The organism is Saccharothrix sp. AJ9571 (genome assembly GCF_021725495.1).
GTDB classification, from domain to species: Bacteria; Actinomycetota; Actinomycetes; order Mycobacteriales; family Pseudonocardiaceae; genus Amycolatopsis; species Amycolatopsis magusensis.
This window is the reverse complement of record NZ_CP091382.1, coordinates 2,333,411-2,360,190: the sequence shown is the minus strand read 5'-3', so window position 1 is coordinate 2,360,190 and position 26,780 is coordinate 2,333,411. Positions and strand designations below refer to the sequence as shown.

Here is a 26,780-nt window from a genome sequence, read left to right as displayed (position 1 = left end):
CCGGCGCCGCGCCCTCGCGCGTCATCCCTGGGATCGAACTTCCCACCCGACTGCAGTCGTAGCTTGGCCTGTCGCGAGGACCAGGGCGATCGGTGATCCCCCTGAGACGACCCTGAACTCGCTAGGAGACACCCGGGCGGGTAAGCCCGGTTTCGTACGCCAGCACCACGGCCTGGACCCGGTCGCGCAGCTCGAGTTTCGCCAGTATCCGGCCGACGTGGGTTTTGACCGTCGCCTCGGACAGGAAGAGCGCCTCGGCGATCTCGGTGTTGGACATTCCCTTGGCGATCAGGACCAGCACCTCGCGCTCGCGTTCGGTGAGCACGTTGAGCACCGCCGCGTCGCGCAGCGGGGCGTCCCCGGAGCCGACGAACCGGTCCAGCAGCCGCCGGGTCACCGACGGCGAGACCACCGCCTCGCCACTGGCCACCGAACGCAACGCCGAGACCAGGTGGTCCGGCGGGGTGTCCTTCAACAGGAAGCCGCTGGCGCCGCCGCGCAACGCCGCGTAGACGTACTCGTCCAGGTCGAAGGTGGTCATCACGAGCACGCGCGCGGTGCCGGCCTCGACGATCAGCTTGGTCGCCTCGACCCCGTCGAGCACCGGCATCCGGACGTCCATCAGCACCACGTCCGGCCGCAGTTCCTCGGCCAGCCGCGCGGCTTCACGGCCGTTGCCCGCCTCGCCGACCACGTCGATGTCGGGCTGGGCCCCGAGCACCATGCGGAACCCGACGCGCATCAGCTCCTGGTCGTCGACCAGCACCACCCGGATCACGTGTCCAACCTAACCGGCAGGGTGGCGTGCACGCGCCAGCCACCACCCGGCCGTGGGCCGACTTCCAGCTTGCCGCCGAGCACGTTCGCCCGTTCACGCATGCCGATCAGGCCGTTGCCGCCGGGCAGTTGCGTCATCGCGCTGGTGGCGCCGCGGGCGGGTACCGGCACCGGTCGCAAGCCGTTGCCGTTGTCGGACACTTCGATGCGCACGCCGTCGGCCTCGCGATGCACCTTCACCACCGCCTTCGCTCCGGGACCGCCGTGCTTGAGGGTGTTCGTCAGCGACTCCTGCACGATCCGGTAGACCCCGAGGGACACCCCGGCGGGCAGGTCGTCGAAGTTCTCGTCGACCTCCACGTCCACCGGCACCCCGGCGGCGCCGACCCGCTGGGCCAGCTCGGTCAGCGAGTTCGCGTTGGGCTGCGGCACGCGTGGTTCGTTGTCGGCGTCCTCGTTGCGCAGCACGTCGAGCAGCCGCCGCAGCTCGGCGAGCGCGCCGCGGCCGGTCTCGGAGATCGTCTGCACCGCGCGCTCGGCCAGGTCCGGGTTGGACCGGATGGCGTAGGAGGCGCCGTCGGCCTGCACCACGATGACGCTCACCGCGTGCGCCACCACGTCGTGCAGCTCGCGGGCGATCCGGCCGCGTTCGTTGGCCACCGCGATCCGGGTGGCCTGGTCTCGTTCGGTCTCCAGGAGATGCAACCTGGCCTCCACTTCCGCGTGGTACGCCCGCCGGGCCCCGACGAACTCGCCGAGCAGCCAGCAGAACGCGTTGGCGAGCACGATCAGCACGATGTTGATCGCCAGCTCGTCGGTGCGCTGCACGATCAGCTGGAGCACGCTGGTCGTGACGCTGATCAGCAGGTACAGCGCGCCGTGGCGCCGGCCGGCGTAGACGACCAGGGTGTAGACCGCGATCGTGCCGGCGAAGAACCCGGCCACGCCGAGCTCCAGCCCGCCGTGCACGGCGCCGAGCAGCAGCGCCGCGTAGGCCGCCCACACCGGGCGCTTGCGCCGGAACACCACCGGCAGCACGACCAGGAAGTCCAGCGGCACGGTGACGTACCACGGGTGGATCGCCAGCCCGGTCTGCTCAGTGGCCGACACCACGAACAACAGCAGGTCGAACAGCATCAGCAACAGGGCGATGCAGCTGTCCCCGACCATCGGGTGTTTCCGTAACCAGAGACTGAGCCGGCGCACGACATCCAGCGTATGTCCGCTGGCCGGAACACCGCGTCGCCCGCCGGGACCACCTTGGGTGCGACCGCAGGATGACGGGCATGATTACCCCCGGAACCGAGGCTTCGGGGAGGGACACGCGTGACGGCACCGGCGGAACAGGGTGGGCGCCTCGCGGGGCCCCTGTCCACCTCGGTCGGCAACCTCTGCCACCGGTTGCAGTCCCAGGTCTCCGCCCGCACCGCGGCCGGGTTCGCCGAGGTGATGCGCCGGCTCGGGGCGCCGCTGCAGGTGGCGGTGGCCGGGCGGATCAAGTCCGGCAAGTCCACCCTGGTCAACGCGCTGATCGGCCGCCGGGTGGCGCCGACCGACGTGGGTGAGTGCACCCGGCTGGTCACCCGCTTCCAGTACGGCACGGTGGACCGCGTCGAGGTGGTCTTCACCGACGGCCGCAAGCAGGTGCTGCCCTTCGCGCCGGACGGCAGCATCCCGGCCGAGCTCGGCGTGGACATCGACGAGGTCTCCCACCTCGAGGCGTACCTGACCAACGCCGTGCTCCAGGGCATGACGGTGATCGACACCCCGGGGCTCGGCTCGCTGGACGCCGCCTCGGTGTCGCGGACCGAGCAGCTGCTCGGCGCGGCCAAGCACCGCAAGGACGGCGAGGACGGCGAGGGCGGTTCCGACGAGCTGGACGACACCTCGCGCAACGCCGTCGCCGGTGCCGAGGCCGTGCTCTACGTGGTGACCCAGGGCGTGCGCGCCGACGACCAGCAGGCGCTGGCCGCGTTCACCGCCGCCACGGCCAGCCGCGAAGCCGGTCCGGTGAACGCGATCGCGGTGCTCAACAAGGCCGACACGATCGCGCCGGAGTCGGTGGACGGCGCCGGGGACGACGTGTGGAAGGCGGCGACCATGCTCGCCGAGAAGCAGGCCGCCACGCTCAAGCCGCGGGTGGCCGACGTGCTGCCGGTGATCGGCCTGCTCGCCGAGTCCGCCGAGGCGGGTGCCTTCACCTCCGCCGACGCCGACGTGCTGCGCCAGCTTTCCGAGGTCGACGACGCCTCACTCGAGACCATGCTGATCTCCGCGGACATCTTCACCAGCTGGGAGTGCGACGTCCCCTCCGGTGTCCGGCTGCGGTTGCTGGAGAAGCTCGACCTGTTCGGCATCCGCAGCGCGATCGACGCGATCCGCGCCGAACCGGGGCTTACCGCGGGCGCGCTGCGCCGCAAGCTCCTCGACGCTTCCGGTCTCGCCGCGGTGCGTGCCCGGCTGGCGATGGTGTTCGCCGCGCGCGCCGACGGCATCAAGGCCGCCGCCGCGCTCGCCTCGGTGACCGCGCTGGCGCACGCCTCCGGTGACCCGGCCGAACGCCAGCGCGTGCACGACGCGATCGAGGTGCTGCTCGCCAAGCCCGAGGCACACCAGCTGCGCCTGCTGGAGGCGCTGACGCTGGTCGCCTCCGGCGCGGTGGACATGCCGGAGGACCTCGCCGAGGAGGTGCTGCGGGTGGGCAGCAACGCCGACATCGGTGCCCAGCTCGGCATGCCCGGCCGCCCGCGCACCGAACTGGCGGCCTACGCGCTCGAACGCGCCGGGTGGTGGCGGTCGTTCGCCTCCTTCGGCGCGACCCCGGCGCAGAGCCGGGTCGCGCACGTGGTGCACCGGGCGTACTTCCTCATCTGGCAGCAGTTGCGTGCGGATAATCCGGCAGGTTGATGTTCGAGCTTCTCCCCTCACCCGCTTTCAGCATCAGTTTCAGCACCAGTTTGTTGCTCAGTGACTTGTTCCGCAGCCAGATTTTGAGCTGCGTGTCCGGGGCGAGGAACTTCCCGGTGCCTTCCCCGCCTTTCTGGCATCCCGTCGCGTATTCGCGCAGCAGGTTTTCGTAGCGGGTGAATGCCGTGCGGTGGTCGCCGGAATTCGCCAATTCACCGGCGAGCACGTAGGCCGCGACGATCGCGGTGCCGGTGCCCATGCCGCCGAGCGTCGCGCCGCACGCGGCGTCGCCGAGCAGCGCGATCCGCCCGGTCGACCAGTCCGGCACGTCGGCCCGGCTGATCGAATCGAAGTACAGCTCCTTCGCGGCCGGCAGCGTGCCGAGGATCTCCGGCGTCCGCCAGCCCATCCCGGCCAGGTTCTCGGCGATCAGCCGCTTCTGCTGCTCGCCGTCACGCCGGTCGTAACGCAGCTCCGGCGACTTGAACAACACGTAACTGCCCGCCATGGCCGGGTTCCGGTAGTCGACCGCGGCCGAGACGTACTTGCCGGGGGTGTTGAGGCCGACCGCCTCCTGCGCCAGCCACGAAGGCGCCGGCATTTCCCAGCCCGCGACGTAGTAACCGAGGTGCTTGACGTACTCCCGCTCCGGCCCGAAGGCCAGCGCGCGCACGTTCGAATGCAGCCCGTCCGCGCCGATCACGAGGTCGAAGGTGCCTTCGTCGCCGCTTTCGAAGGTGACGTGCACGCCGTCGGCGGTCTCGGTCAAGGCGCTGATCGAGTCGCCGAAGCGGTACTCGGTGGTGTCGGCGCTGTGCTCGCGCAGCAGTTCCGACAGGTCCGAGCGGCGGATCTCCACCGCGCCACCGGCGAATTCCGTCGGCAGCCGCAGCAGGGTCCGCTCCCGCTCGTCGACGAACCGGATCGGCGTGCCGCCGGTCTGCCGCTCGTGGATCCGGTCGAGCAACCCCATGCGCTCCAGCACACCCAGGTGCGTGGGCCCGCGGAAGTCCACCGCGTAACCGCCCTCGCGCGGCGCCGGGGCCATCTCGACCACGGTCGGCCGGAAGCCGTACCGCCCCAGCCAGTGGGCCAGTGCCGGCCCGGCCACGCTGGCGCCGGAGATCAGCACGTTCTTGCCGGTCATGTGACTCCCTCGAAACAGTGTCCAGTAGAAACAGTTGATTACTGTGTACATTGGAAGCAGTTCTGGTGGCAACCGCTTTTGCTCAGGAGAGACCGTGATCGCCGGCGCCAAGCTGCTCTGGGAACCGCACACCCCCGGCGCGCGCGGCCCGAAACCGGTGCTCGGCGTGGACCGGATCGTCGCGGTGGCGATCGGGCTGGCCGACGCCGAAGGCCTCGGCGCGGTGTCCATGCAGCGGATCGCCGACGAGCTGGGCTTCACCAAGATGTCGCTCTACCGGCACGTGCCGAGCAAGGCCGACCTGATCGCGGTGATGACCGACCAGGGCTTCGGCGCACCCGTCGACCTGGCCGGAGGCGGCTGGCGCGAGCAGCTCCACGAGTGGTGCCTGCTGATGTTCGCCGTGCTGCAACGGCACCCGTGGCTGCTGGACAGTTCGTTGTGCCCGCGCGTGTGGGGGCCGTGCGAACTGGGCTGGGTCGAACGCGCGCTGACCGCGCTGGAGGGCACCGGGCTGACCGGGGGCGAGCGCCTCGACGCCGTCGCCACGCTGACCGGGCACCTGCGGGCCATCGCCGAACAGGCCAGGAACTCGTCGACGCCGGAAGCCGACTTCTCCCGCACCCTCGCCGCGGTGATGGACGCGCACGGCGACCGCTTCCCGTCGATGGCCGCCGCGATTTCGGACGCCGCCGAGGGTGGCCAGGACAACGCGCTCGAATTCGGGCTGGAGCGAATCCTCGACGGTCTCGCCGTACTCATCGACCGGCGTTCCGTGGACTGAGTTAGGTTTCCCCCCGACGACTCGACGGGGTGTTGGGGGTGGCTGGGATGTCGTTGTGGTCCCGCAAGAACGACGGAGCCGACCACGCTGACGGAGTGGAGAACAGCGGAACCGCGGCGGGGGTCACCGCGTCGGAACCCGATGTGGAGCCCGTAGGAGTGATCGTGCCCGGCGGGGACGTGGACCAGGCGTCCGTCGAACGGCAAACGCTGATCCAGCTGTGCCTGTACGCGCTGGACCGCGCGCGCAGCGGCGGCGTGGTGGAACGGCTGGTGCAGGGCCTGGCCGAGGTCGGGGTGCGGGCATTGCGCCCGGACGGCGAACGGTTCGACCCGGCGGTGCACGAGGCGGGCGGCGCGGTGCCGACCGAGGACCCGGCACTGGACGGCGTCGTCGCGGAAACCGAGGTGGTCGGCTTCGCCGATCGCGACCGGCTGCTTCGTGCCCCGATCGTCACCGTGTACACCCGGAGATAGCTACGCTGCCTGTGTGACCGCACCAGCCGCACTCGGATCGATCGGTAAGCCCAGCCTGCCCGCGCAGGTGAAGCAGGCCAGGGAGACCCTGCTGACGCTGCTGCGCGAACTGGACCCGCAGGCCGCCCGGTGGGTGGAGGACCTGCGCAAGGCGCGGCCGAAGAAGCCCTCGGTGGTGGTCGTCGGCGAGACCAATCGCGGCAAGAGTTCCCTGGTCAACGCGCTGCTGGCGATGCCGGGCCTGTCTCCGGTCGACGCGAGCGTGGCCACCGCGACCTACCTGGTCTTCGAGCACGCCGAAACGTGGTCGGCGCAGGCCTGCTACCCCGGTCAGCTGGCCCCGGTCGGGGTCGAGATGAACGAGCTGGTCCGCTGGGTCTCGGCGAGCCACGAGCTCCCCGAAGGCCAGCTGCCGCCGCGGTACGTCGAAGTCAGCGGCCCGGTGCCGCTGCTCGAACGGGTGTCCATTGTGGATACCCCGGGCGTCGGCGGACTGGACTCGATGCACGCCGAGCTGGCGATGGAGGCCGCGGCCAACGCCACCGCGCTGCTCTTCGTGGTGGACGCCTCGGCGCCGTTCACCTCCAGCGAGCTGAACTTCCTGCGCAGCATGGGCGATCGCGTGGAAACCGTGGTGTTCGCGCTGACCAAGACCGACCAGTTCCGCGGCTGGCGACAGGTGCTCGACGCCGACCGCGAACTGCTGAACGAGCACGCGCCCCGGTTCGCCGACGCGGTGTTCCACCCGGTTTCCGCGCGGATGTTCGAGATGGCCGCGAAGGCGCCGAACGAGCAGGGCAGGACCATGCTGCGCGAGCGGTCCGGGGTGGCCGAGCTGCAAGCGGCCATGCAGGAGATGCTGGTGGGCCGGTCGGCCATGCTCGGGGAGGCGAACACGCTGCGCGCGTTGTCCAGCGCACTCGGCGAGCAGCATTCGAAGCTCCAGTCCGAGCGCCGCGCGCTGTCGGCGGGTGAGGCCGAGGCCGAGCTGCTGCGCGAACGCCGTGACCAGCTCGCCGCCGAGCGCCGGTCGTCCACCCGTGGCTGGCAGCTGCGGTTGCGCGGCGAGATCCAGCGCACCCGGGTCGAGATCGGGCACGACGGCAACCGGCAGATGCGCGACGCCCAGTCCTACTTCCGCCAGCAGATCGACGCGGCCAAGCGCGAGCAGATCCAGGAGCTGCCCGGCCAGGTCGACGTCGCGCTGCAGACCCTCTCGCAGCGCATGTCACTGGCGCTGGCGCAGCGGCTCAACCAGGTCACCGACGTGGCGCTGGCCGAGCTGTTCAGCCAGGAGGAACTGGACGTCATCCGCGCCCAGTTCGCCAGGGCGGGCAGCCCGCCGGTGGTGCTGCGCCCGCCGGACAAGCGGCCGCCGACCGCCGAGGACAAGCTGCTGGTGTTCATGGGCGTGTCCGGCGGGGTCGGGGCGGGCAAGCTGGTGGCCGCGCCGCTGGCCGGGCTCGCCCTGTTCAACCCGGTGGTGCTGCCCGCGACCATCGTGATCGGCCTCGGGGCGGGCTGGTGGATGGCCAGGACCCGGCGGCACGCGGCGGACAAGCAGCACATGAAGCAGTGGCTGGTGGAGTCCATCGCGGACGCCCGCTCCACGCTGGACCAGCTGGTCGCCGAGCAGCTGATCGAGGCGGAGCAGCAGCTGTCGCTGGCACTGGACGAGGCACTCGGCCGCCGGATCGAGGCGATCGAGGCCGAGCTGAAGGAAGTCGACAAGACGATCAAGATGGGCACCCAGGAGCGCGCGAAGAAGCTCAGCCTGGTCACCAAGCGGATCACGCAGGTGAGTGAAGGCCGCGAGCGCGCGGAGGGGTTCCTGTCCCGGATCCGGACGCTGAGGGACAAGACGTCGTGAACCAGCCACCGCAGCAGCCGTATTACCACGGGCAGCAGCCCTACGGCTATCCGCCGCAGCCGCCGCCGAAGAAGAGCCGCACCGGGCTGATCGTGGGGCTGGTGGTCGGGCTGGTGGTGCTGCTCGGTGGCGGTGCCGTGCTGCTCGTGGTGCTGCTGAACGACAGCGGTACCAGTGGTGATCCCCGGGCCACCGCCCAGCAGTACGTGGACGCGGTGAACAACAAGGACGCCGAGACCATCGTGGCGCTGAGCTGCTCGCTCGGCCCGCAGTACGTGGACAGCGTGCGCGAGGAGCTGACCGGCAAGGGGGTCGAAATGACCTTGTCGCCGGAGGAAGGCACGGAGTCGGCCGCCAGCGCCGGGTTCTGGATCGACGGGAAATTGGCCAACCCGGACAGCTACGAGGACGGCGAACTGCGGTACCGGCTCAACCTGAGCACCACGAACGACCGCTGGTGCGTGACGCTGGGCGCGCTCGGGATGCCCGCTTGACCATCGGAGTGACCGGCTGTTGTGCCAGGGAACCGAACCGGCATACGGTGAGTCATAACCGCTGAAGACAACATCCTTGAACTGCCGGGGCGACTCCTGGCGAAGGGGGAATTTCCCGTGTGGGTCGACGAGAGCGGTGGCACCGACACCACCGACACCTCCGCTGCCGCGGACGAGATGACGGTGACCGTCGACGGCGAGGAGTACACCGCTGACGTCAACTTCGACATGAACGAGGACGGTGTCAACGACACCGCCACGATCGAGACCGAGGACGGCGGCGTCCAGGCCTTCGTCGACACCGACGCCGACGGCGACGCCGACGAGTTCATCGAGCTGGACGCCCAGGGCGACGTGGTCTCGCACGCGGCGTACGACGAGGCGTCCGGCGACTGGATCGACGTCGGCTCCGGCGGTACCACCGGGGACGACACCGACCCCGGCACCCAGACCGGGAGCGAAGGCGGCATCACCGCCGACCTTCCCGAGGGTGAGGTGGAGGTCGGACCGGCCACGGTGGACACCGACAACGACGGCGTGAACGACACCGCCGTGGTCGAGGACTCCTCCGGCAACACGATCGGCTTCACCGACGTCGACGGCGACGGCGAGGCCGACCTCGCCGTGGTGATCGACCCCAGCGGTGAGTCCACCGTGTACGAGCACACCGGCGACGGCGAGTGGACCGAGAGCACCACCTCCGGCGCGGTCGGCGCGGTGGGCACGCCCAGCGCCGGCGACGACGCCTGGGGCGTCAGCGGTTCGCAGCCGGTCGAGGGGGTCGCCAAGATCGACTCGGTCACCGGCCAGTGGATCAGCCCGAACTGATCCCCTTCGTCCAGCAGGCCCGGTGCGACGTGTTCGCGCCGGGCCTTCTTGCTATTGCCGGGAAATCGGGCAATTCGCGGGCATAACGCGCGTTCGAGTGAGACGCAGCGCACTTTTCTCGAGTCGCGGAAGCGGCAACTCGACGGCCCGGCACAGGAAGAACTTTGCCGTTCCTCCGTTCCGGCGACAACTGAATCGATTCCCTTATCGTTCCTGTGAGAGAACCGACAGGCCACCCCTCGGTTACTTGCCGTCCATCCGGTTACCCTCCAAGAATCCCCAAATCAGCACACCGGTCCCGCGGCCGGTGTGCGAAGCCATTCGGTCGCCGGCGAAGGAGCCCGCCCCGGACGAGAGTTCGGTGTGGGCTTTTTTGCCGGAGTTCAGGAGAAGAGATGACTGCAGTAGCCATCCCCGGACTCGACGCCGCCCCCACCACGCACTCGAAGGTCCTGGCGTGGGTGCGGGAGGTCGCGGAGCTGACCACCCCCGACCGAGTGGTGTGGGTGGACGGCTCCGAGGAGGAGTCGGCGCGGATCAACGCCGAACTGGTGGAAGCGGGCACCTTCGTGCCGCTGAAGGCGAAGCCGAACTCGTACTGGGCCGCTTCCGACCCGGACGACGTGGCACGCGTCGAGGAGCGCACGTTCATCTGTTCCGAGCGCGAGGAAGACGCCGGGCCGACGAACAACTGGGCGCACCCCGGTGAGATGAAGGCGACCATGACCGAGCTGTACCGCGGGTGCATGCGGGGTCGCACGATGTACGTCATCCCGTTCTGCATGGGACCGCTCGGCGACGACGACCCGAAGCTCGGGGTGGAGATCACCGACTTCGCCTACGTGGTCGCCTCGATGCGCGTGATGACCAGGATGGGGCAGGCGGCGCTGGACAAGTTCGTCACCGAGGACGGCACCGAGCGCGAGTTCGTGCCCGCGCTGCACTCGGTCGGCGCCCCGCTCAACCCGGGTGAGCAGGACGTGCCGTGGCCGTGCAACACGACCAAGTACATCACCCACTTCCCCGAGGAGCGGATGATCTGGAGCTACGGCTCCGGTTACGGCGGCAACTCGCTGCTCGGCAAGAAGTGCTACTCGCTGCGGATCGCCTCGGTGATGGCCCGTGACGAGGGCTGGCTCGCCGAGCACATGCTGATCCTCAAGCTCATCTCGCCCGAGGACAAGGCCTACTACATCGCCGCGGCCTTCCCCAGCGCCTGTGGCAAGACCAACCTGGCCATGCTCCAGCCGACCATCCCGGGCTGGCGCGTGGAGACCCTGGGTGACGACATCGCCTGGATGCGCTTCGGTGAGGACGGCCGCCTGTACGCGGTCAACCCGGAGTTCGGCTTCTTCGGCGTCGCGCCGGGCACCAACTGGCACACCAACCCGAACGCCATGCGCACCATCGAGCAGGGCAACTCGGTGTTCACCAACGTCGCGCTGACCGACGACGGCGACATCTGGTGGGAGGGCATGGAGGGCCGGCCCGAGCACGCCACCTCCTGGACGAAGCAGGAGTGGACGCCGGACTCGGAGGAGAAGGCCGCACACCCGAACTCGCGCTACTGCACGCCGATGTCGCAGTGCCCGATCCTGGCGCCGGAGTGGGACGACCCGAAGGGCGTGCCGATCTCGGCGATCCTCTTCGGCGGCCGCCGCGCCACCACGGTTCCGCTGGTCACCGAGTCGCGCGACTGGCAGCACGGCGTGTTCATGGGCGCCACCATGTCCTCGGAGAAGACCGCCGCCGCCGCGGGCAAGGTCGGCGAGGTGCGCCGCGACCCGATGGCCATGCTGCCCTTCCTCGGCTACCACGCCGCCGACTACTTCAAGCACTGGATCTCGCTGGGCAAGGAAGCCGACGCGACCAAGCTGCCGAAGATCTTCTACGTCAACTGGTTCCGCCGCGGCGACGACAAACGCTTCCTGTGGCCCGGGTTCGGCGAGAACTCGCGCGTGCTGAAGTGGGTCATCGGCCGGATCGAGGGTCAGGCCGCGGCCACCGAGACCCCGATCGGCTTCGTGCCCACCGCCGACGACCTGGACATCGACGGCATCGAGGAGCCGAAGTCCGACGTCGAGCTGGCGCTGCGGGTCGACGCCGAGGAGTGGCGCCAGGAGCTGCCGCTGATCGAGGAGTGGTTCGCCAAGATCGGCGACAAGGTGCCCTCGAACCTGCATGACGAGCTGGAGTCGCTGCGCCAGCGCCTCGGCTGAGCGCACACCGAGAACGGCCCGCCCCGACCGGCGGGCCGTTTTTCGTCGGTGGGGCAGTTCGCACCCGGTTCCGGCCGGACTCCGTTGATTGTCGGCCTGAATAGCCCTTTTGGCCTTGTTTTCGGCCCAAAAGGGCTATTCGTTTCCGGCAGGAGAATCGCGAGTATGGTCGCCGCATGGGGATCATCACCGAATCCATGGGAATCCGCGTGGGCAGGCAATGGCTGTTCCGCGGGCTCGACTGCGCGGTGGGTCCAGGTGAGTGCCTCGCGCTGGTCGGGCCGAACGGCGCCGGGAAATCCACCCTGCTGCGCGTTCTTTACGGTATGCAGGCGCCTGCCGAAGGAAGGGTCGAGGTCGCGGGCCGCATTCCCGACGAGCGAAGTGTCGAGTTCCGGCGGCGGGTTTCGGTGGTGCTGGACGATTCCGATGTGTTCGCCGAACTCACCCCGGTGCAGCATCTGGAACTGCTCGCCGGAAGCTTCGGTACCGAAGTGGACGGTGCGCGATTGCTCGCGGAGGCCGGGCTGGCGGAACGGGCCGGAGTGGCCGCGGGCAGTCTTTCGGCGGGGCAGCGGCGGCGGCTGATGCTGCTGGGCGCCACCGCACGGCCGTTCGAGGTGCTCCTGCTGGACGAACCGGAGCGCGCGCTCGACGCCGACGGCCGTGACTGGCTGGCCGGGCTGGTGCGCCGGGCCAAGGACGACGGCGCCGCGATCGTGGTGGCCACGCACCACCCGCCGCTGCTGGAGACCGCCGAAACGGTGATCACCATGCCCGGTCCTGAGTGACCACTACGCTCGACCGGGTGCGGATCCCGGGCCGCCCGCGGTTCGGCGGGGTCTTCAGCGGTGACACCACCAGCTTCCTGGTCGTCTTCGGCATCGGCGCGCTGGCCACCGCGTTCGGCAAGCTGCCGTGGTGGCGGGAGTTCCTGCTCGGCGAGTCCACCGGGTCCACAGGAGACGGCTCCGCACTGCCCGGGGTGGTGCTGGTCCTGTCCGGACTGTCCGCCCGCGCCCAGCTTCGGCGCGGGTACCGCTGGGCCGATCCCGCCGAGCTGACCTGGCTCGTCAGCGATCGCGTGCCGGTGCTGGGCGCGCGGGTCTGGCGGGTGTGGCTGGGCTGGCTGCTCGCGCTCGGCTACGTCACCGCGCTCGGCGGTGTCGTCTACGACGTGTCCGCCGAGGTGTGGACGGCCGTGGGGCTTCTGCTGGGCGGGAGTTCGGCGCTGACGCTGGCGGTCGCGCGGCGGCCGGTCGAGACGGGGACCGCGGCCGGGCCGATCGCGCTGGCGGGTGCGGGGGCGGTGGTGGCGCTGACCGGCCCGCCGGCGGTGGTGCTGTCGGCCTTCGGGGCGGTGCTGCTGCTGGCCGCCGTGGTCGTCGGCTGGGGGTCCGGGTCGCTCCTGCGGCCGGTGGCGGCCGAGGCCGCAGGGCGGCCGGAGCTGGTTTCGGCGTGGCGCGAACGGGTGGTTCGCCTGGTTGCGGTGAGTTTCCTTGATCCACTGCTGATGTTGCCCTCGGCGAGGCCGGTGGACGTGCGGGTCACCTCGATCTGGCGGCTCGCGCTGGCCGGGGTGCTGGGGCGGCGCCGGTACGCCGCGGGAGCGGTGCTGATCGCCCTCGCCGCCGGGGTCGCGCGGCTCGCTTTCCCGGCATTGCCCGAGGTCGCGGTGGTGGCGGTCGCGGCGTACGCGGCGCTGATGCCGTTCGGCGGCGGGCTCGGGGAGCTCTGGCGCGGCCTCGGCCTGCGTCGTTGGCTCGACGAGCGTGACCTGCGCTTACGGGCGGCGTACGCACTGGTCTTCGCCGGGTTGGCACTGGCCTGGGCGCTGGTGCTCGTGCTGGTGGTGGCGCTGCTCGGCGTCTCGTTCGGCCCGGCGGCGTGGCTCGTGCTGCCGCTCGCCGCGGCCTCGGTGCTGCGCACGGCTTCACGGCCGCCGATGACCTACGACAACCTCGTCGTCACGGACACCCCGTTCGGCCAGGCGCCGGTCCGGCTGGTCACTCAGGCGATGCGGGGACCGGACCTCGGTGTGGTGGGCTCACTGATACTTACAGTGAGTTCTTTCGGCCCCGGTCCGGTGGTGGCGATTCTGGCCCTGACCACGTGGTCCTGCCTTCGCTGAGCCCCCGCGTTAGTCTCGCGTCGGCGAAGGGAGTCACTGTGGGTGGGGGGCATGCGGCGGGGACCGGTCGGCGGGCGACCACCGAATTTCCGCCGGAGTGGGGTGGTCGCCGGATCCTCCGGTTGATCACCGACGTGGCGAACGAGCCGGACGAACCACCGCGGCGGCTGCCCAACGGCCGCTGGCGCGCGTCCGGGGTGCGGGACGGGGTGTCGATCGTGGTGCTGGTCGAGCCGGACGGCCGGGTGGTCACCGGCTTCCCGACCGCGGGCCCCGGCGTGGTGCGCAATCCGGACACCGCCGCCGACCCGGCCAACCCAACCGTCGCCGACCTCACCGAGAGCCGGGTCAGTTTCTTCGCCGAACGCCTGCTGGCCCAGCTGGCGAACCGGCTGCCGATCGAGGTGCTGACGCACTACCACGAGATCTACCTGGCCGGGGAGTGGGAAGAACTGGTGGACGTGCTCGCCGCGCACCTGTTCACCGAGCGCACGCCGTTGAGCGTGGACGAGCACTCCGACCTGGAGCGCCTGCTCCACGTCTACGACCGCCCACCGGCGGGCTTCCACTTCCTGAACGACCGGCAGCACATCCTGGCCGCCCTGCAACCCGGGTAAGCGCTAGGCCGTTTTCACGCTGGGCAGGGGCTCGTCGGGCTCGGCGACCTCGCGCAGCGCGTCCAGCGGCAGCCGGACGGCGGCGGCGATGGCGGTGACGGTGAAGAAGGCGGGCGTCGGGATGCGCCCGGTCTCGATCTTGCGCAGGGTTTCCACCGAGATCCCGGCCTCCGCGGCCACCTCGACCATGCTCCGGTCACCACGGGCTTCCCGTAGCGCGGCGCCGAGCCGCTCGCCGCGTACTCGCTCTGCCTCGGTCAACGGAACCCGCACCATGCGACCCAGTCTAGGCGCTGTCCTGCGAGTCAAGGTCGCGGTCTCCGCGCCCAGGCGGCCCCTGGCGGCACGGGCGAGTTCGGCCGAGTACGGCCAGTACGAGGCCGACCCGCCCGCACCGCCAGGAACCACCTGGATCACGAAGCCCATCGACCAGACTCACAGGACAGCGCCTGGTGCCCACACCCATCCCCAACCTGTGGACAACTCTGTGCACAGGTTGGGGGTAACTCGGCCGCAACCGGAATGACACCCAAAATCTTGTATCCGGCAGGCCACCTCGCACGTCTGTGTAGTAACGGCCCGGCACAGAATCATCCCCAGCGAGGAGGTCGGAGATCGTGATCGCAGGTTTGGCGCTGCTGGTCCTCGGACTCGGCGTGACGCTGCTCGTACTGGCGAGCGGCGCGCTCCGGTACGAGCAACCGTCCATGCGCGCACGGAAAAGCCCCGCCGAACGGAAGTTCGACGGGGCCTTGATCCCACAGCCTCGGAGAGGCTCGTTGTCCTAGCGGGGGTTACGCACCGGCGGGCACCGGAAGCGGCATGCCCGGCAGGCTCTGGTCGGCAGGCACGATGCCGTCGACCAGGTAGTCCTCCACGACCTTGTCCACCGGCGCGTTGCCACCGGCGTAGATGCCGTGGTCACCCTCGGCGGTGACGGTCAGCATCCGCGAGTTGGCGAACGCCTCGTGCGCGCGCTGCGCGCCCTCGAACGGGGTCGCCGGGTCGTGCACCGACTGCACGATGACCACCGGCGGCACGCCCTTGCCGTTGACCTTCGGCAGCGAGATCGGCTTGTTCTTCCAGAAGATGCACGGCTGGATCAGCCAGCCAGCGCCCAGCAGCGGCAGGTCCTGGTCGATCAGCTTCTGCGACTGCTTGATCACGCTGCTGCGGGTGCCCGGCCACGGGCCCTCGTTGCAGGGGATGGTCCAGAAGCTCGCGTCGTAGGCGTCGTCGTAGTCGGTCGGCACCATCAGCGGCTGCGGGCCGATCACGTCGTTGCCGGACTGCTCGGCCTTGACCTTCTGCGCCGCCACCGACTTCTGCTCGGCGGTGGTGCTGCCCTCGGTCAGCGTGCGCACGGCCACCAGGTACTCGGCGAGCACCGGGAAGTTGCGCTTGGCGTAGAGGTAACCGGGGATGGTCGAGTCGAACTTCGCCGCGCTGACCTTCTCGCCGTCCAGCTCGACCGGGTTCTGCGTGAGCGAGGCGCGGACCTGCTCGTAGGTTTGGCGGGCGGCCTCACCGGTGCTGCCGAAGTGGTAGACCGAGTCGTACTTGGCCAGCCACGGCAGGAAGTCCTGGCGCCAGCGGCGCTCGAAGCCCAGCGGCTGCCAGTCGAACGACTTCTGCCAGGTGGTGGTGAACTCGGTGGCCGAGTCCAGCACGAACCGGCCGACGCGGTTCGGGAAGTGGGTGGCGTAGTGCGCGCCCATCCAGGTGCCCGCCGAGTACCCGACCCAGTTGATCTTGTCGCGCTTGAGCAGCACGCGCAGCAGGTCGATGTCGCGGGTGGTCTGGTAGGTGTTGATCAGCGGGCCCAGCTCGCCGGACTTCACCTGGCACGAGTTCGCCGCGTACTTGGTGGCGTCCAGGATCAGGTTCAGGTTCGGCTTGGACCGGTCACGCGGGTCCAGGTCGCCGCCGGTGCCGATGGCCCCGCCGCAGGTGATGTTGGTGCTCTTGCCGGTGCCGCGCGGGTCGAAGCCGACGACCTCCTGGCCGGCACGCAGCTTGGCCTGGTTGCGCAGGCGCGTCGGGAAGCTGCGGCCGGGCGCGCCGGGACCACCGGGATTGGTGATCACGCTGGCGGTCGCCTCGCCACCGGTCGCCTTGAGCCTGCTGACCGCGATGGTCAGGTCGATCTTGTCGGCGGCGCGGTCCCAGTTGCGCGGTGTCTGGTAGGTCGCGCACTCGATGCCCTCGGCGCCCGGCGGCGGCGCGGTGGGCAGTTCGTCACCGGTGCAGGTGTGCCAGTTCAGCACCTGGTCGGCGTACTGGGCCGGGATGCCGGTGGAGTTCAGCGGTTGCGCCCCCGCCGCGACCGGATCGGCCGGCGCCGGGGTGACCCCGGCCAGCAGACCGCCTGCCACCATCGGGATGACCACGGCTGTGCGCAGTCTTTTCATGTGTTGCCCCACTTGTCTCTTCGAGGTGCCGGTCACTCTTTTGCCCGTTTCCAGGCCGGCGAAAAAGTCATTGGCGGGTCATTGATATCGGTCCGCGACGGCATCGGCAACAGCCGTTAGTCGGATTCCGCTAACCCACCGGCAGCGGAGCGGCGCCGAGGTTCCGTAACTTCTTGGTCACGGGGACATCGGTTTGCGCGTAGCAGGTCAGGTTGGTGAATCCCTGCTCCCATTCGGTCTGGCTGGGCCAGCGCCAGGTCGCGACCACGTCGTCCCGGGTGGCGGTGCCGAGGTATTTGGTGAGCGTTTCACCGCAGACCGGGCGGGCGGCCGCATTGAATTCGTCCGGGGTCGGCACCGGGTCGCCGGGTTTACCCATGGTGACCACGCGGAGACCCTCCGCGTGGTGCGGTTCGGTGCAGGAGATCCGTTTCACCGCGGCTTCCAGCGGTTTGACCGAGGAGCACACCTGGTATTCGAAGAACTTCTCCCCGGACAGCGCGCCTTTGATCGAGCCGGTGCGTTCGACCGCTTTCCCGTCGGGGTCCAGCTGCGCCACCCCGCACCGGTACCAGCGATTGCCTGCGGCCCAGTCGTCGACGGGCGCCCAGAGCATCCAGGCGGCCAGGGTGGAGGCGTCGAAGTCGGTGCTCCCGAGGAACTTGGCCGCTTCGGCCCGGCACTCCGGCAGCGCGGCCTTGAAGATCACCGCGGCGTCCGGGCGCGTGGCGGGCAGGTCCGCGCCGAAGGTGCCGGCCTTGGTCACCTCGACGTGGTGCGGCTTCGCGCAGTCGACCGGGGCGGGGCTGGACCCGAGCACGCACTGGCCCGGCTCGGCGACCGGGTCCTTGCTGGGTGCGGGGGCCTTCGCGGCGGGGGACTGTTCGTCCGCCGTGCCCCCGGCCAGCGCCCGGCCGCCCACCTCGGTGGCGCAGCCCGAGACCACGAGCGCGGCGGCGAGCAGCCCGAAGGACAGCCGTCTCCCGGTCGATCGTGCCAGCGACGCCATATCAGCCACCCCCGCTCAGGTTCGCGCCCGACCCTATCCGACGGCTTTCCCCAGCTCGCGGTCCCTATGAGCAAATCGATACCGGACATGGGTGACGCACGGGGGCGGAGGTTCTAAGGTCAACGCGATCTCCGCCTGTGGAGCGCTCGATGAGGAGTTTGGTGAGGCCACATGTCGACCGGTAAGCCCGGGGGCCGGGTTTCCGGGCTGGTGTTCAGCCCGTGGAACCTGCTGCTGATCATCCCGTTGTGGGTCGTGATCACCCCGCTCTACAACTTCGAAGAACCCCGGCTGTTCGGGATGCCGTTCTTCTACTGGTTCCAGTTCGCCGGCATCGCGGTCGGGGTGCTGTGCACCACCGCGGTCTACCTGATGACCAAGGACAAGCCGACCAGCCGGACCGGGCAGCCCGAGTCCGATGTGGACGAGCTGGACGAAGGGAGCGCCCGGTGAGCACCATCCAGTGGCCGGAACTGATCATCTTCGTCCTGCTCTTCGCGGTGGTCACCGTGCTGGGCTTCGTGGCCTCCCGGTGGAAGGCCGGGGACACCCTCGACCACCTCGACGAATGGGGCCTCGGCGGGCGCAAGTTCGGCTCGTGGGTCACCTGGTTCCTCATCGGCGGTGACCTCTACACCGCCTACACCTTCGTCGCCGTGCCCGCGCTGCTGTTCGGCGCCGGTGCCGTCGGCTTCTACGCGCTGCCCTACACGATCGTCGCCTACCCGATCGTCTTCCTGCCACTGCTGCGGTTGTGGTCGGTGTCGCGCTCGCACGGCTACGTCACCCCGGCCGACTTCGTGAAGGGCCGCTACGGCTCGTCGATCCTGGCCACGCTGATCGCGGTCACCGGCATCGTCGCCACGATGCCCTACATCGCGCTGCAGCTGGTCGGCCTCGAGTCGGTGCTGCGCACGCTCGGCTTCAACGCCAGCGGCTTCCTCGGGCACCTGCCGCTGCTGATCGCCTTCGTCATCCTGGCGGTCTACACCTACCAGTCCGGGCTCCGGGCGCCGGCGCTGATCGCGTTCGTCAAGGACATCCTGATCTACATCGTCATCCTGGTCGCGGTGCTGTACCTGCCGAGCAAGCTGGGTGGCTGGGCGTCGATCTTCAGCGCGGCGGACGCCAAGTTCGACGCCACCCCGTCGGCGTCGGACGGCATCTTCCTCAACGTCAACAACCAGTTGCAGTACGCGACCCTGGCCTTCGGCTCGGCGCTGGCGCTGTTCCTCTACCCGCACTCGGTGACCGGCGTGCTCGCTTCGCGCGGGCGAACGGTGATCAAGCGGAACATGTCCGCGCTGCCCGCCTACTCGCTGCTGCTCGGCCTGCTGGCGCTGCTCGGGTTCGTGGCGATCGCCGCGGGCACGAAGCCGATCACCAACGAGGCCACCGGGCGGCCGGACGGCAACACGATCATCCCGCAGCTGTTCGCCGAGCAGTTCCCGTCGTGGTTCACCGGCATCGCCTTCGCCGCCATCGGCATCGGCGCGCTGGTGCCCGCCGCGATCATGTCCATCGCCGCGGCGAACCTGTGGACGCGCAACATCTACAAGGAGTTCATCAAGAAGGACGCTTCGCCGAAGCAGGAGGCCAAGCAGGCCAAGCTCGCCTCGCTGATCGTGAAGTTCGGCGCGGTGGCGTTCATCCTGTTCATCGACCCGCAGTTCTCCATCGACCTGCAGCTGATCGGCGGTGTGATCATCCTGCAGACGCTGCCCGCGGTGGCGCTTTCGCTCTACACCAGGTGGTTCCACATCTGGGGGCTGGTGGCCGGCTGGGTGGTCGGCATGGGCTGGGGGATGATCCTGCTCTACAACATCCCCAACCCGGCCAGCGGCAAGGCGCACTTCGGCGGGTCCGCGCTGGCGCTGGACAAGATCAACCTGTTCGGCTGGCAGCCGTTCATCGGCTCGACCGTGCAGATCTACGTGGGTGTGGTGGTACTGGCTGCGAACCTGGTGGTGGCGGTACTGGTCACCCTGGTGGCACGGCGGCTGAAGGTGAACAACGGCACCGACCAGACCATCGGGCCGGATTACCACGTCGATGAGCACGACAAGAATCTGCGTGCGGTGGGGGTGCATTAGGTAGGGGGCCTCGCCCCGGTTTTTGATTGTGACTACGGCGGGGATGGCCTTGTCAAGGCGGGAATGATGCCTTGACAAGGCCATCCCCGCCGTGTTTTTGGCTGTGGACCGGGGTGAGGTGGGGGGTCTGGGCGGGTGCTCCTGGTGGGTGCCCCGGGCGGCGGTCGCGTGGTGGGGCGGTTGCGGTGGGTGGCTGGGGCGGTGTCACGAATGTGGCTTTGGGGGCCGAATCCGCCCCCAAAGCCACATTCGTGTCCCCCGGGTGCGCGGGGCGGCGAGGGGGTGGGGGTGGGGTGCCGTGAATGTGGCTTTCACGGCGGAATGTGCCGTGAAAGCCACATTCACGGCATCGCCTCTTGGCCGCGCCGGGGGTCGCAGGTGGTCAGGCGGCGGCGTAGGAAGCGGTGTTGCGGCTCGGAGCCGGGGAGCGCAAGGGCCTCCCGGTAGTAGTGGGCGGCGTTCGTCGGGTCGCCGGCGAGTAGCCACAGTGCGCCGAGGGCGGCTGGGAGCAGTGGGTACGCGGCCAGCCGGGGTTCGTCCCGGAGGCGTTCGAGCTCGGAGATGCCTGCGGCCGGGCCGTCCGCCATGGCCAGGGCGATCGCCCGGTTCAGTTTGCCGACCGGTGACGGGCGCAGCGTGAGCAGCTGGTCGTAGAGGCCGACGATGCGCGGCCAGTCGGTGTCGGGGGTGGTGTGGCTCAGGGCGATCGCCGCCTCCACGTGGTAAGCCGACAGCTCCGGGCCGGTGCAGGCGGCGGCGAACAACCGGGTTCCCTCGGCGATCATCGTGTGGTTCCACCTGTCGCGGTCCTGCTCGTGCAACAGCAAAAGGTCGCCGTCGGCGTCCACGCGGGCGGGCAACCTGCTCGCCTGCAACAACATCAGCGCCAGCAACGCCCGGGCCCGCGGCGTGTCGGTACGCCGATCGGCCAGCACGAGCCTCGCCAGCCGGATGGCCTCGCCGCACAACTCGCCGCGGATCGCGTCTTCCCCGCTGCTGGCCTGGTAACCCTCGTTGAACAACAGGTAGAGCACCGCCAGCACACTGTCCACTCTGGACTCGATCGGCACGGGCAGTTCGAACGGCTGCGCGCTCCCGGCCAGCCAGCGCTTGGCCCGCACCAGCCGCTGCGCGACGGTGGCCGGTTTGTCCAGCAGGGCCGCGGCGATCTCTTGGACGCCCAGCCCGCCCACGGTTTTCAGCGTGAGCGCCACCTGCGCGGGCACGGGCAGTTCGGGGTGGCAGCAGAGCACCATCATGGTCAGCTCGTCGTCGGCACCGGCGGGCTTCTCCAGCTCTTCGAGCAGCAGCGGGAGCTTGGTCCGCAGCGAATCCTCGCGGCGCAGCAGGTCGATCGCGCGGTTGCGGGCGGCGCGGAAGAGCCAGCCGCGCGCGTTGTCCGGCACGCCGTGATGCGGCCAGGTGCGCAACGCCTGCTCGATCGCGTCGGCCACGGCTTCCTCGGCGAGGTCCAGCCGGGCCGGGCCGAGCGACCGGGCCAGCGTGGCGGTGATCTGCCCGGCGCTGTGCCGGAACAGGTGCTCCACCACGCCGGCCGTGTCGCTCATCGGTGCTACTCCTCCGAGCAGCTCTCGTCGGCGATCTTGCGCACCTCGATCGGCCCGAACCGCAGGTGCGGGTGGGTGCCGAAGATCTTCGCAGCCTGGTCGTAGTCGTCGGCGGTGATGGTGACGTACCCGCCGACGATTTCGGCGGACTCGGTGTGCGGCCCGTCGGTGGTGGTCAGCGCGTCACCGGAGCGCCGCAGCAGGCGCCCGCTCCTGGTCAGCGGGTGGCTGTCGCGCAGGCGTCCCTCCTGCGCCATCCGGTCCGTCCAGGCGATGTACGACTCGAGCACGCGCTGTGCCTCGTCGGGGCTCAGGTCCTCCACGCTCTTTTCTTCGCGGCGGATCAGGCCGAGGTAGTCGGGCATGTGGTTGCCTCCTTGGTGGTCGGGTGCACTGGAGACGAACGAACCCCGGCCGGAATCGACAGCGCGTCCGCTACAACTTCAGCCGCCAGGTCTGCCCGGTCACCACGGGCCCGAAATCGCTGGTCGGCTGCTCGTCGACCAGCTCGAACCCCGCTGCCTGGTAGATCCGGCGAGCCGAGGCCAGCAGGCTCACCGTCCACAACTCCATCGAGGTGTACCCGGTCGACCGCGCGAACGCCACGCATTCGCTGACCAGCCGCCCCCCGACCCCGTGCCCGCGCGCGCTCGGCTCGACCAGCAACAACCGCAACTTGGCCGTCTGCTCATCCGAGCCGCGGGTGCACATGATCGATCCGACCCGCTCGCCGTCCAACTCGGCGATCCACGCCGCCTCACGAGCCGGGTCGCGGTCAGCCAGGTAGTCGGACACCACCCGCGCCACCAGCGACTCGAACCCGTCGTTCCACCCGTGTTCCTTCGTGTACACCGCGCCGTGGCGGTGCACCACCCAGCCCAGGTCCCCGGCCCGGGGCGCCCGCAGCACCACCGTCGGATCGTGCTCCCCGCCGACGATCCGGGTGATCGTGCGCATCGCGTCCAGCAACTCGAGCTGGCGATCCTCACCGAATCGGCCCAGCAACGCGCCGATCTGCTCCGAACTGCGCCGATCCAGCTCCGCGAACACCTCACGGCCCTGATCGGTCAGCCGGACGATCTGCCGCCGCGCGTCCTCGGCACTGCGCTCCCGCACCAGCAGCGCGCGACTCTCAAGGCGTCCCAGCAACCGGCTCGCGTACCCCGCGTCGAGCCCCAGCACCCGGCGCAGCTCGCCGACCTCGCTCCACTCGCGCCGCGCCAGCTCGAACAGCACCCTGGACTCCGGCAGCGAGTACTCCGCCCCCACCGGCCCCTCGTCCAGCACGCCGATCACTCTCGTATACAGCCGGTTGAACGCCCGAACTTCCCGCACCCGATTCACCTGACAACCACAACAAAACTCAATGACGAAGTCAACCATTAAGCCACAAGGAGTCCCCCACCAGGGAACTCCGATTACCGGACCGCCGTTGGTTCCTCGCCAACAGGCCCAGCGCCCGCCAGCGCAAGGAACTCGCACCGTGGGGGTCCGGGGGGCTCGGCCCCCCGGGAAACACGCAGCTCACGGCATCCGGGAAGGGCGATGCCAAAGGCGAGCCCAAACATGGAAACCCCGTGATGCTGCCAGGTCGGGGGTCCGCCAGCATCACGGGGTCATTGGGGGTATCGACGCCTGGTCGTGTGGCGTTACACCCCGGTCGTATTGTGTTCTACGTCACTCGTGTGGGTGAAATACCACCCAGCCCACGAGGGGTCAGCGCATGTGGGGCTGACGGGCCTGGGCGATCGCGATGAGCTCCTGACGAACGGTCGCGGTGGCCGCGGTGTCGATCGCCCGGTTCAGCGCCCGGCGAGTGCGAGCCTCGGCGCGGCGGGCACGGAGCTTGGCGGCGATGTTGTTCATCGGTGTCTGCATCCCCTTCAAGGGTTTCGCTGGATCTCTCGGCTTACGTCGTCTAGTATGCCGCACTTTGCCCAGGATCTCCAATGATTATCCGGTGATCTGGCGCACGAGCCGATGAATCATCGGCAAACAAGGAGTAGATCCGACGAACCAAGCGAGCCCGGTTGCCCTCTCGGGCTATCTCGCCAAATATTGGAAAATCGCTATAAAGCCGCAGACGCGACTAGGTCCAGCAGGCGTCAAGCGGGAAGGGGTTCAGTCGTCGATGCGGCTGAGCAGGTAGTGGCCGAAGTGCGGGACGGTGAAGGCGATCCGGCCGCGTTCGGCCGAGTACACCAGGCCCTTCTTCATCAGGCTGTCCCGCGCCGGCGACAAGCTTGACGGCTTGCGGCCCAGGTAGACGGCCACATCCGAGGTGCTCGCCGCCTCGTCACGGCCCTGCGTCAGCTCGGCCATCGCCAGCAGGTATTCGCGTTCCGCCGGGGTCGCGCGCTCGTACCGCGAGCCGAAGAACCCGACCGCCAGCTCCGACTCCGCCTCCGGCGCGGCGACCTGCACGTCCTTGACGGTGATCGGATCGTCCGGCGCGGCGTCCCACGCGGCCTTCGCGTACGCCTGGATGAAGTACGGATAACCGCCCGAGGCGTCGAACAGGGCGTCCAGCGCCTCCGGTTCGATCCCCGCGTCCTCCCGGTCGATCGGGGCGAGTACCGCGCGATCGGCGTCCTCGCGGTCCAGCCGATCGATCCGGGCGTACCGGAAGAGCCGCTCCGAGTAGGACTTCGACGCCGAAAGCACCGCGGGCACGTGCGGCAGCCCGGCCCCGACGACCACCAGCGGCGCCCCCGACTGGGACAGCTCGTGGCAGGCCGCGCACAGCGCCGAGACGTCTTCCGCGTTGAGGTCCTGGATCTCGTCGATCAGCAGCGCGGCCCCGGTGCCGACGTCCGCGGCCAGTTCGGCGACATCGGTGAACAGCTCCACCAGGTCGATCTCGATGTCACCGGAGTCCGCGCGGCCCTGCGCGGCGGGCACGTCGATGCCCGGCTGCCAGCGGTCGCGCAGCTTCGCATCCGGTTTCGCGGCCCGCAGGGCGAACGCCTTGAGCACGCCCAGCACCGATTCCACCCGGTCCGGCGCGCGGTGGCGGACGGCCAGGTCGCGGATCGCCCGGTGCAACGCGGCGGACAACGGCCGCCGCAGTTCGGTGTCGGGCCGGGCCTCGATCTTGCCCGCGCCCCAGCCGCGTTTGACGGCCATCGAGCGCAGTTCCCCGAGCAACACGGTCTTGCCGACGCCCCGCAGGCCGGTCAGCATCAGGCTGCGCTCCGGACGTCCGCGGGCGACCCGTTCCAGCACCACTTCGAAGGCGTGCAGTTCCCGCTCCCGCCCCGCGAGCTCGGGCGGGCGCTGCCCGGCGCCGGGAGCGAACGGGTTGCGGATGGGGTCCACTCCGGCACCGTATCGGGCTTTCTAGCGTGCCAGCGATAATCGGGCAGAAATAGCAAGGCGTGTCGTGGCCAGGTCTGCAGCCCTGGCCACCGGCCTAATCGGTGAGGTTCCGCTCCCCGTAGACCTTCATCGCGTCGCGGATGTACGCCGCGTTCCCCTTGCCGTGCTGGTCGTAGGTCGCTGTGAAGCGCTCGTCCGACACGTACATCTCACCCAGGCCGATGAAGTAGCACATGCTCACTTCCACCGTCTTGGCCAGCCAGTCGTGCTGGCGCCGGGTGATCGCCTGCGCGACCTCGCCGTCGGCAGGCTCCCCCGCCCGCATCGCGTCGGCGAAGTCGCGGGCGATATCGACCTGTTCCTGCTGGAACGCCTTCTTCTCGGCGTCGCTCAGCGAACGCCACCAGCGATCGCCCTTCTCGTAGGCGTCCTTGCCCCAGCGTTCGACGACCTCGTCCTTGTACTGGGCGTTGTCGAACCCGTCGAAGACCTCTTCCGCCATCAGTTGCTCACCTCCTTCCGTCTTCCGCAGGGTCGTGCGCACCGATTCGATCTGCCGCCCGAGCCGCTCGCGTTCCCGTTCGAGCAGCTCCAGGTGGGTGCGCAAGGCCGCGGCGGGGTCCTGCTGCCCGGCCAGCACCTCGGCGATGGCGGGCAGCCCGAGCCCCAGTTCGCGCAGCAGCAGGATCCGCTGCAGGCGCACCAGTGCCCGTTCGTCGTAGTAGCGATAACCGTTGGACCCGACGCGCGTCGGTTCCAGCAGCCCGACCTGCCCGTAGTGGCGCAGGGTCCGGCTGGTGGTCCCGGCCGTGCGTGCGATGTCCTGGATGGACCACTCCACTGCTCCCACCCCTTCGCGACCTCGTGTTCCACGGTAGAAGTTGACGCAGCGTCAAGGTCAACCCGGAATCAGAAATCCGTTCCGCACCAGGGCGGCGTGGCACTGCGGAAGAGGGCGTCCGCTCTGGTCAGCGCCTCGGGGTCGCGGGCATGGAGCCGCCCGATCCCCGCCAGCGTGCTCGCCGGGAAGCCGCCGAGGTAGAGCATCGCCAGGGTGTCGACGTCCAGGTCGAGGTCGGCGTCGGCATCGGTGCGCTCGGCACCCTCCGGGCCGATCCGGTAGCGGCCCGCGTTCTCCGGCAGCCGGGCGTCACGCACTTCGAGCACCACCGGCTCGGCGTGGCCGTATGCCCTGGACGCAAGCGCTTGCGCCACGTCGGTCAGCCGCACCCAGAGGTGGTCCTGGATCGCCATGACCTCCGCGGCGCGCGGGTTCTCCAGCATCAGGTCGATCGGCTCGTCGATCGGCCGGGACTTCAGGCGGATCTTCACCACCAAGTCGACCGACAGCAGGAACCGCCACAGCCCGGCGAGGGCTCCGGGGTTCGCGGCGTGCAGGTCGCGGACGTCCAGTGCCTCGCCCGAGGCGGGCTGGTCGAAGGTGCCGAGCGATCTGGGGCGGTAGGTGACGAACCCGTCATCCACTCCCTGGTGGTCCTGGTGGACGGCGACCAGGTAGTCGTCGCGGTCGAGGATGCGGTCGTGGTTCCACCGCCACCACCCTTCGCCGCGCGTGATCATGCCCGGCCGGTGCGGGCCCATCCGCGAGTACAGCTCACGCGGCACGGTCCTCGCTTCGGCTTCGGACACCAGGCGCACCGAGCCGGTCACCGGCACGTCCGCCCGCAGCCGCGCCCGCGTGCGGTCGACCATCACGTGCTTGACCTGGCACGAGACGCCGTAACCGAAGCGGCCGTAGATCGTGGCCTCGCTGGCGTGCAGCACCGCCGCCGGTTCACCGCGTTCACGGCACTCCCGCAGTTGCGTGGTCAGCAGTTCGGAGACCACGCCGCGTCGCGTGCGGTCCGCCCGGACGCCCACCCAGGCCACCGCCGCCGCGGGCACCCGGCCACCCGGAACCGCCAGGTCGACGGCGGCGGACACGGTCATCCCGATCGGCCGCGCGCCCTCGAACGCGGCCCAGGTCCGCTCGGAGGGGAACGCGTGCCGGGCGATCGCCCACTGCTCGTCGGTGAGCGGCGGGGAGTGCAGTGCCCCGGCGACCGTGCTCTGCGCCGGTCGGCGTTCGTGCTCCTGCGTCCGGCGGACGGTGAATTCGGTCATGGCGATG

The 26,780-nt window shown here is 69.7% G+C and carries 25 protein-coding genes; 12 read left to right on the top strand and 13 right to left on the bottom strand.

The window, feature by feature from the left end; genetic code table 11:
- Nucleotides 1–121: 121 nt before the first annotated feature.
- Nucleotides 122–778, bottom strand: a complete 657-nt coding sequence (locus L3Q67_RS10325) for a response regulator (protein ID WP_209663508.1) — start codon at nucleotides 776–778, stop codon at nucleotides 122–124.
- The gene (locus tag L3Q67_RS10320; RefSeq protein WP_499189303.1) at nucleotides 775–1,947 is read right to left on the bottom strand and encodes a sensor histidine kinase; all 1,173 of its coding nucleotides are present in this window, start codon (nucleotides 1,945–1,947) and stop codon (nucleotides 775–777) included. Before L3Q67_RS10320 ends, L3Q67_RS10325 begins: the two co-directional genes overlap by 4 nt.
- Before the next feature lie 156 nt (nucleotides 1,948–2,103).
- Here L3Q67_RS10320 and L3Q67_RS10315 point away from each other — a divergent pair, with 156 nt between their 5' ends.
- Nucleotides 2,104–3,684 (top strand): dynamin family protein, encoded by a 1,581-nt coding sequence (locus L3Q67_RS10315; protein ID WP_499189302.1) that lies wholly within the window; start codon nucleotides 2,104–2,106, stop codon nucleotides 3,682–3,684.
- Here L3Q67_RS10315 and L3Q67_RS10310 read toward each other — a convergent pair.
- Nucleotides 3,644–4,831 (bottom strand): Rossmann-fold NAD(P)-binding domain-containing protein, encoded by a 1,188-nt coding sequence (locus L3Q67_RS10310; RefSeq protein WP_499189301.1) that lies wholly within the window; start codon nucleotides 4,829–4,831, stop codon nucleotides 3,644–3,646. The two genes, L3Q67_RS10315 and L3Q67_RS10310, sit on opposite strands and share 41 nt — an antisense overlap.
- Nucleotides 4,832–4,925: 94 nt before the next feature.
- Between L3Q67_RS10310 and L3Q67_RS10305 the strand changes: the two genes are divergently transcribed.
- The 9 genes from L3Q67_RS10305 to L3Q67_RS10265 all read left to right on the top strand — a co-directional run bounded on the left by L3Q67_RS10305 (nucleotide 4,926) and on the right by L3Q67_RS10265 (nucleotide 14,250).
- Nucleotides 4,926–5,615: a TetR/AcrR family transcriptional regulator gene (locus tag L3Q67_RS10305; protein ID WP_499189300.1), complete on the top strand. Its 690-nt coding sequence runs from the start codon at nucleotides 4,926–4,928 to the stop codon at nucleotides 5,613–5,615.
- Between the two features lie 47 nt (nucleotides 5,616–5,662).
- Nucleotides 5,663–6,091 carry a nucleotide exchange factor GrpE gene (locus L3Q67_RS10300; RefSeq protein ID WP_499189299.1) on the top strand — a complete coding sequence of 143 codons (429 nt, stop codon included), beginning with the start codon at nucleotides 5,663–5,665 and terminating at the stop codon, nucleotides 6,089–6,091.
- 13 nt (nucleotides 6,092–6,104) lie between these two features.
- A complete protein-coding gene (locus L3Q67_RS10295) occupies nucleotides 6,105–7,961 on the top strand; it encodes a dynamin family protein (RefSeq protein ID WP_499189298.1) in 1,857 nt (618 codons plus the stop codon).
- Entirely contained in the window at nucleotides 7,958–8,455 is a 498-nt protein-coding gene (locus tag L3Q67_RS10290; RefSeq protein WP_499189297.1) for a hypothetical protein, read from the top strand. The genes L3Q67_RS10295 and L3Q67_RS10290 overlap by 4 nt, the downstream gene beginning before the upstream one ends.
- A gap of 117 nt (nucleotides 8,456–8,572) precedes the next feature.
- Entirely contained in the window at nucleotides 8,573–9,283 is a 711-nt protein-coding gene (locus tag L3Q67_RS10285; protein ID WP_499189296.1) for a DUF6802 family protein, read from the top strand.
- A gap of 395 nt (nucleotides 9,284–9,678) precedes the next feature.
- On the top strand, nucleotides 9,679–11,502 hold the full coding sequence (locus L3Q67_RS10280) for a phosphoenolpyruvate carboxykinase (GTP) (protein ID WP_499189295.1): 1,824 nt from the start codon (nucleotides 9,679–9,681) through the stop codon (nucleotides 11,500–11,502).
- Nucleotides 11,503–11,678: 176 nt separating this feature from the next.
- Entirely contained in the window at nucleotides 11,679–12,293 is a 615-nt protein-coding gene (locus L3Q67_RS10275; RefSeq protein ID WP_423577029.1) for an ABC transporter ATP-binding protein, read from the top strand.
- Between the two features lie 17 nt (nucleotides 12,294–12,310).
- Nucleotides 12,311–13,633: a hypothetical protein gene (locus tag L3Q67_RS10270; RefSeq protein ID WP_499189294.1), complete on the top strand. Its 1,323-nt coding sequence runs from the start codon at nucleotides 12,311–12,313 to the stop codon at nucleotides 13,631–13,633.
- A 38-nt stretch (nucleotides 13,634–13,671) separates the two neighbouring features.
- Entirely contained in the window at nucleotides 13,672–14,250 is a 579-nt protein-coding gene (locus L3Q67_RS10265) for an EndoU domain-containing protein (RefSeq protein ID WP_499189293.1), read from the top strand.
- A 3-nt stretch (nucleotides 14,251–14,253) separates the two neighbouring features.
- On the opposite strand, the gene L3Q67_RS10260 is transcribed toward L3Q67_RS10265, so the two are convergent.
- The 3 genes from L3Q67_RS10260 to L3Q67_RS10250 form a co-directional block, all read right to left on the bottom strand.
- Nucleotides 14,254–14,526 carry a helix-turn-helix domain-containing protein gene (locus L3Q67_RS10260; protein WP_499189292.1) on the bottom strand — a complete coding sequence of 91 codons (273 nt, stop codon included), beginning with the start codon at nucleotides 14,524–14,526 and terminating at the stop codon, nucleotides 14,254–14,256.
- 518 nt (nucleotides 14,527–15,044) lie between these two features.
- Nucleotides 15,045–16,661 carry an alpha/beta hydrolase gene (locus L3Q67_RS10255; RefSeq protein ID WP_499189291.1) on the bottom strand — a complete coding sequence of 539 codons (1,617 nt, stop codon included), beginning with the start codon at nucleotides 16,659–16,661 and terminating at the stop codon, nucleotides 15,045–15,047.
- A gap of 130 nt (nucleotides 16,662–16,791) precedes the next feature.
- Nucleotides 16,792–17,670 (bottom strand): septum formation family protein, encoded by an 879-nt coding sequence (locus tag L3Q67_RS10250; RefSeq protein ID WP_499191489.1) that lies wholly within the window; start codon nucleotides 17,668–17,670, stop codon nucleotides 16,792–16,794.
- A 171-nt stretch (nucleotides 17,671–17,841) separates the two neighbouring features.
- Between L3Q67_RS10250 and L3Q67_RS10245 the strand changes: the two genes are divergently transcribed.
- The gene (locus tag L3Q67_RS10245) at nucleotides 17,842–18,123 is read left to right on the top strand and encodes a DUF3311 domain-containing protein (RefSeq protein ID WP_209663521.1); all 282 of its coding nucleotides are present in this window, start codon (nucleotides 17,842–17,844) and stop codon (nucleotides 18,121–18,123) included.
- Nucleotides 18,120–19,763 carry a sodium:solute symporter family protein gene (mctP, locus tag L3Q67_RS10240; protein WP_499189290.1) on the top strand — a complete coding sequence of 548 codons (1,644 nt, stop codon included), beginning with the start codon at nucleotides 18,120–18,122 and terminating at the stop codon, nucleotides 19,761–19,763. The genes L3Q67_RS10245 and mctP overlap by 4 nt, the downstream gene beginning before the upstream one ends.
- A 341-nt stretch (nucleotides 19,764–20,104) precedes the next feature.
- Here the strand turns inward: mctP and L3Q67_RS10235 are convergent, their stop codons facing one another.
- From L3Q67_RS10235 to L3Q67_RS10205, 7 genes are all read right to left on the bottom strand, one after another.
- Complete coding sequence (locus L3Q67_RS10235) at nucleotides 20,105–21,331, bottom strand: RNA polymerase sigma factor (protein WP_499189289.1); 1,227 nt, start codon at nucleotides 21,329–21,331, stop codon at nucleotides 20,105–20,107.
- A 5-nt stretch (nucleotides 21,332–21,336) separates the two neighbouring features.
- Nucleotides 21,337–21,696, bottom strand: coding sequence for a YciI family protein (locus L3Q67_RS10230; RefSeq protein ID WP_499189288.1), 360 nt, complete (start codon nucleotides 21,694–21,696; stop codon nucleotides 21,337–21,339).
- Nucleotides 21,697–21,766: 70 nt separating this feature from the next.
- Entirely contained in the window at nucleotides 21,767–22,714 is a 948-nt protein-coding gene (locus L3Q67_RS10225; RefSeq protein ID WP_499189287.1) for a bifunctional helix-turn-helix transcriptional regulator/GNAT family N-acetyltransferase, read from the bottom strand.
- A 333-nt stretch (nucleotides 22,715–23,047) separates the two neighbouring features.
- A complete protein-coding gene (locus L3Q67_RS10220) occupies nucleotides 23,048–23,197 on the bottom strand; it encodes a hypothetical protein (protein WP_020669193.1) in 150 nt (49 codons plus the stop codon).
- A gap of 255 nt (nucleotides 23,198–23,452) precedes the next feature.
- Complete coding sequence (locus L3Q67_RS10215) at nucleotides 23,453–24,649, bottom strand: ATP-binding protein (RefSeq protein ID WP_499189286.1); 1,197 nt, start codon at nucleotides 24,647–24,649, stop codon at nucleotides 23,453–23,455.
- 94 nt (nucleotides 24,650–24,743) lie between these two features.
- Nucleotides 24,744–25,490 carry a MerR family transcriptional regulator gene (locus L3Q67_RS10210; RefSeq protein ID WP_499189285.1) on the bottom strand — a complete coding sequence of 249 codons (747 nt, stop codon included), beginning with the start codon at nucleotides 25,488–25,490 and terminating at the stop codon, nucleotides 24,744–24,746.
- A gap of 68 nt (nucleotides 25,491–25,558) precedes the next feature.
- Entirely contained in the window at nucleotides 25,559–26,773 is a 1,215-nt protein-coding gene (locus L3Q67_RS10205) for a putative GNAT family N-acetyltransferase (RefSeq protein ID WP_499189284.1), read from the bottom strand.
- Nucleotides 26,774–26,780: the final 7 nt, after the last annotated feature.

Coding starts and splice junctions, on each gene's coding strand:
- L3Q67_RS10275 (WP_423577029.1), top strand. CDS start 11,679: ATGGGGATCATCACCGAATCCATGGGAATCCGCGTGGGCAGGCAATGG.
- L3Q67_RS10230 (WP_499189288.1), bottom strand. CDS start 21,696: ATGCCCGACTACCTCGGCCTGATCCGCCGCGAAGAAAAGAGCGTGGAG.
- L3Q67_RS10260 (WP_499189292.1), bottom strand. CDS start 14,526: ATGGTGCGGGTTCCGTTGACCGAGGCAGAGCGAGTACGCGGCGAGCGG.
- L3Q67_RS10255 (WP_499189291.1), bottom strand. CDS start 16,661: ATGAAAAGACTGCGCACAGCCGTGGTCATCCCGATGGTGGCAGGCGGT.
- L3Q67_RS10220 (WP_020669193.1), bottom strand. CDS start 23,197: ATGAACAACATCGCCGCCAAGCTCCGTGCCCGCCGCGCCGAGGCTCGC.
- L3Q67_RS10250 (WP_499191489.1), bottom strand. CDS start 17,670: ATGGCGTCGCTGGCACGATCGACCGGGAGACGGCTGTCCTTCGGGCTG.
- L3Q67_RS10320 (WP_499189303.1), bottom strand. CDS start 1,947: ATGGTCGGGGACAGCTGCATCGCCCTGTTGCTGATGCTGTTCGACCTG.
- L3Q67_RS10310 (WP_499189301.1), bottom strand. CDS start 4,831: ATGACCGGCAAGAACGTGCTGATCTCCGGCGCCAGCGTGGCCGGGCCG.
- L3Q67_RS10280 (WP_499189295.1), top strand. CDS start 9,679: ATGACTGCAGTAGCCATCCCCGGACTCGACGCCGCCCCCACCACGCAC.
- L3Q67_RS10225 (WP_499189287.1), bottom strand. CDS start 22,714: ATGGTTGACTTCGTCATTGAGTTTTGTTGTGGTTGTCAGGTGAATCGG.
- L3Q67_RS10205 (WP_499189284.1), bottom strand. CDS start 26,773: ATGACCGAATTCACCGTCCGCCGGACGCAGGAGCACGAACGCCGACCG.
- L3Q67_RS10245 (WP_209663521.1), top strand. CDS start 17,842: ATGTCGACCGGTAAGCCCGGGGGCCGGGTTTCCGGGCTGGTGTTCAGC.
- L3Q67_RS10235 (WP_499189289.1), bottom strand. CDS start 21,331: ATGAGCGACACGGCCGGCGTGGTGGAGCACCTGTTCCGGCACAGCGCC.
- L3Q67_RS10300 (WP_499189299.1), top strand. CDS start 5,663: ATGTCGTTGTGGTCCCGCAAGAACGACGGAGCCGACCACGCTGACGGA.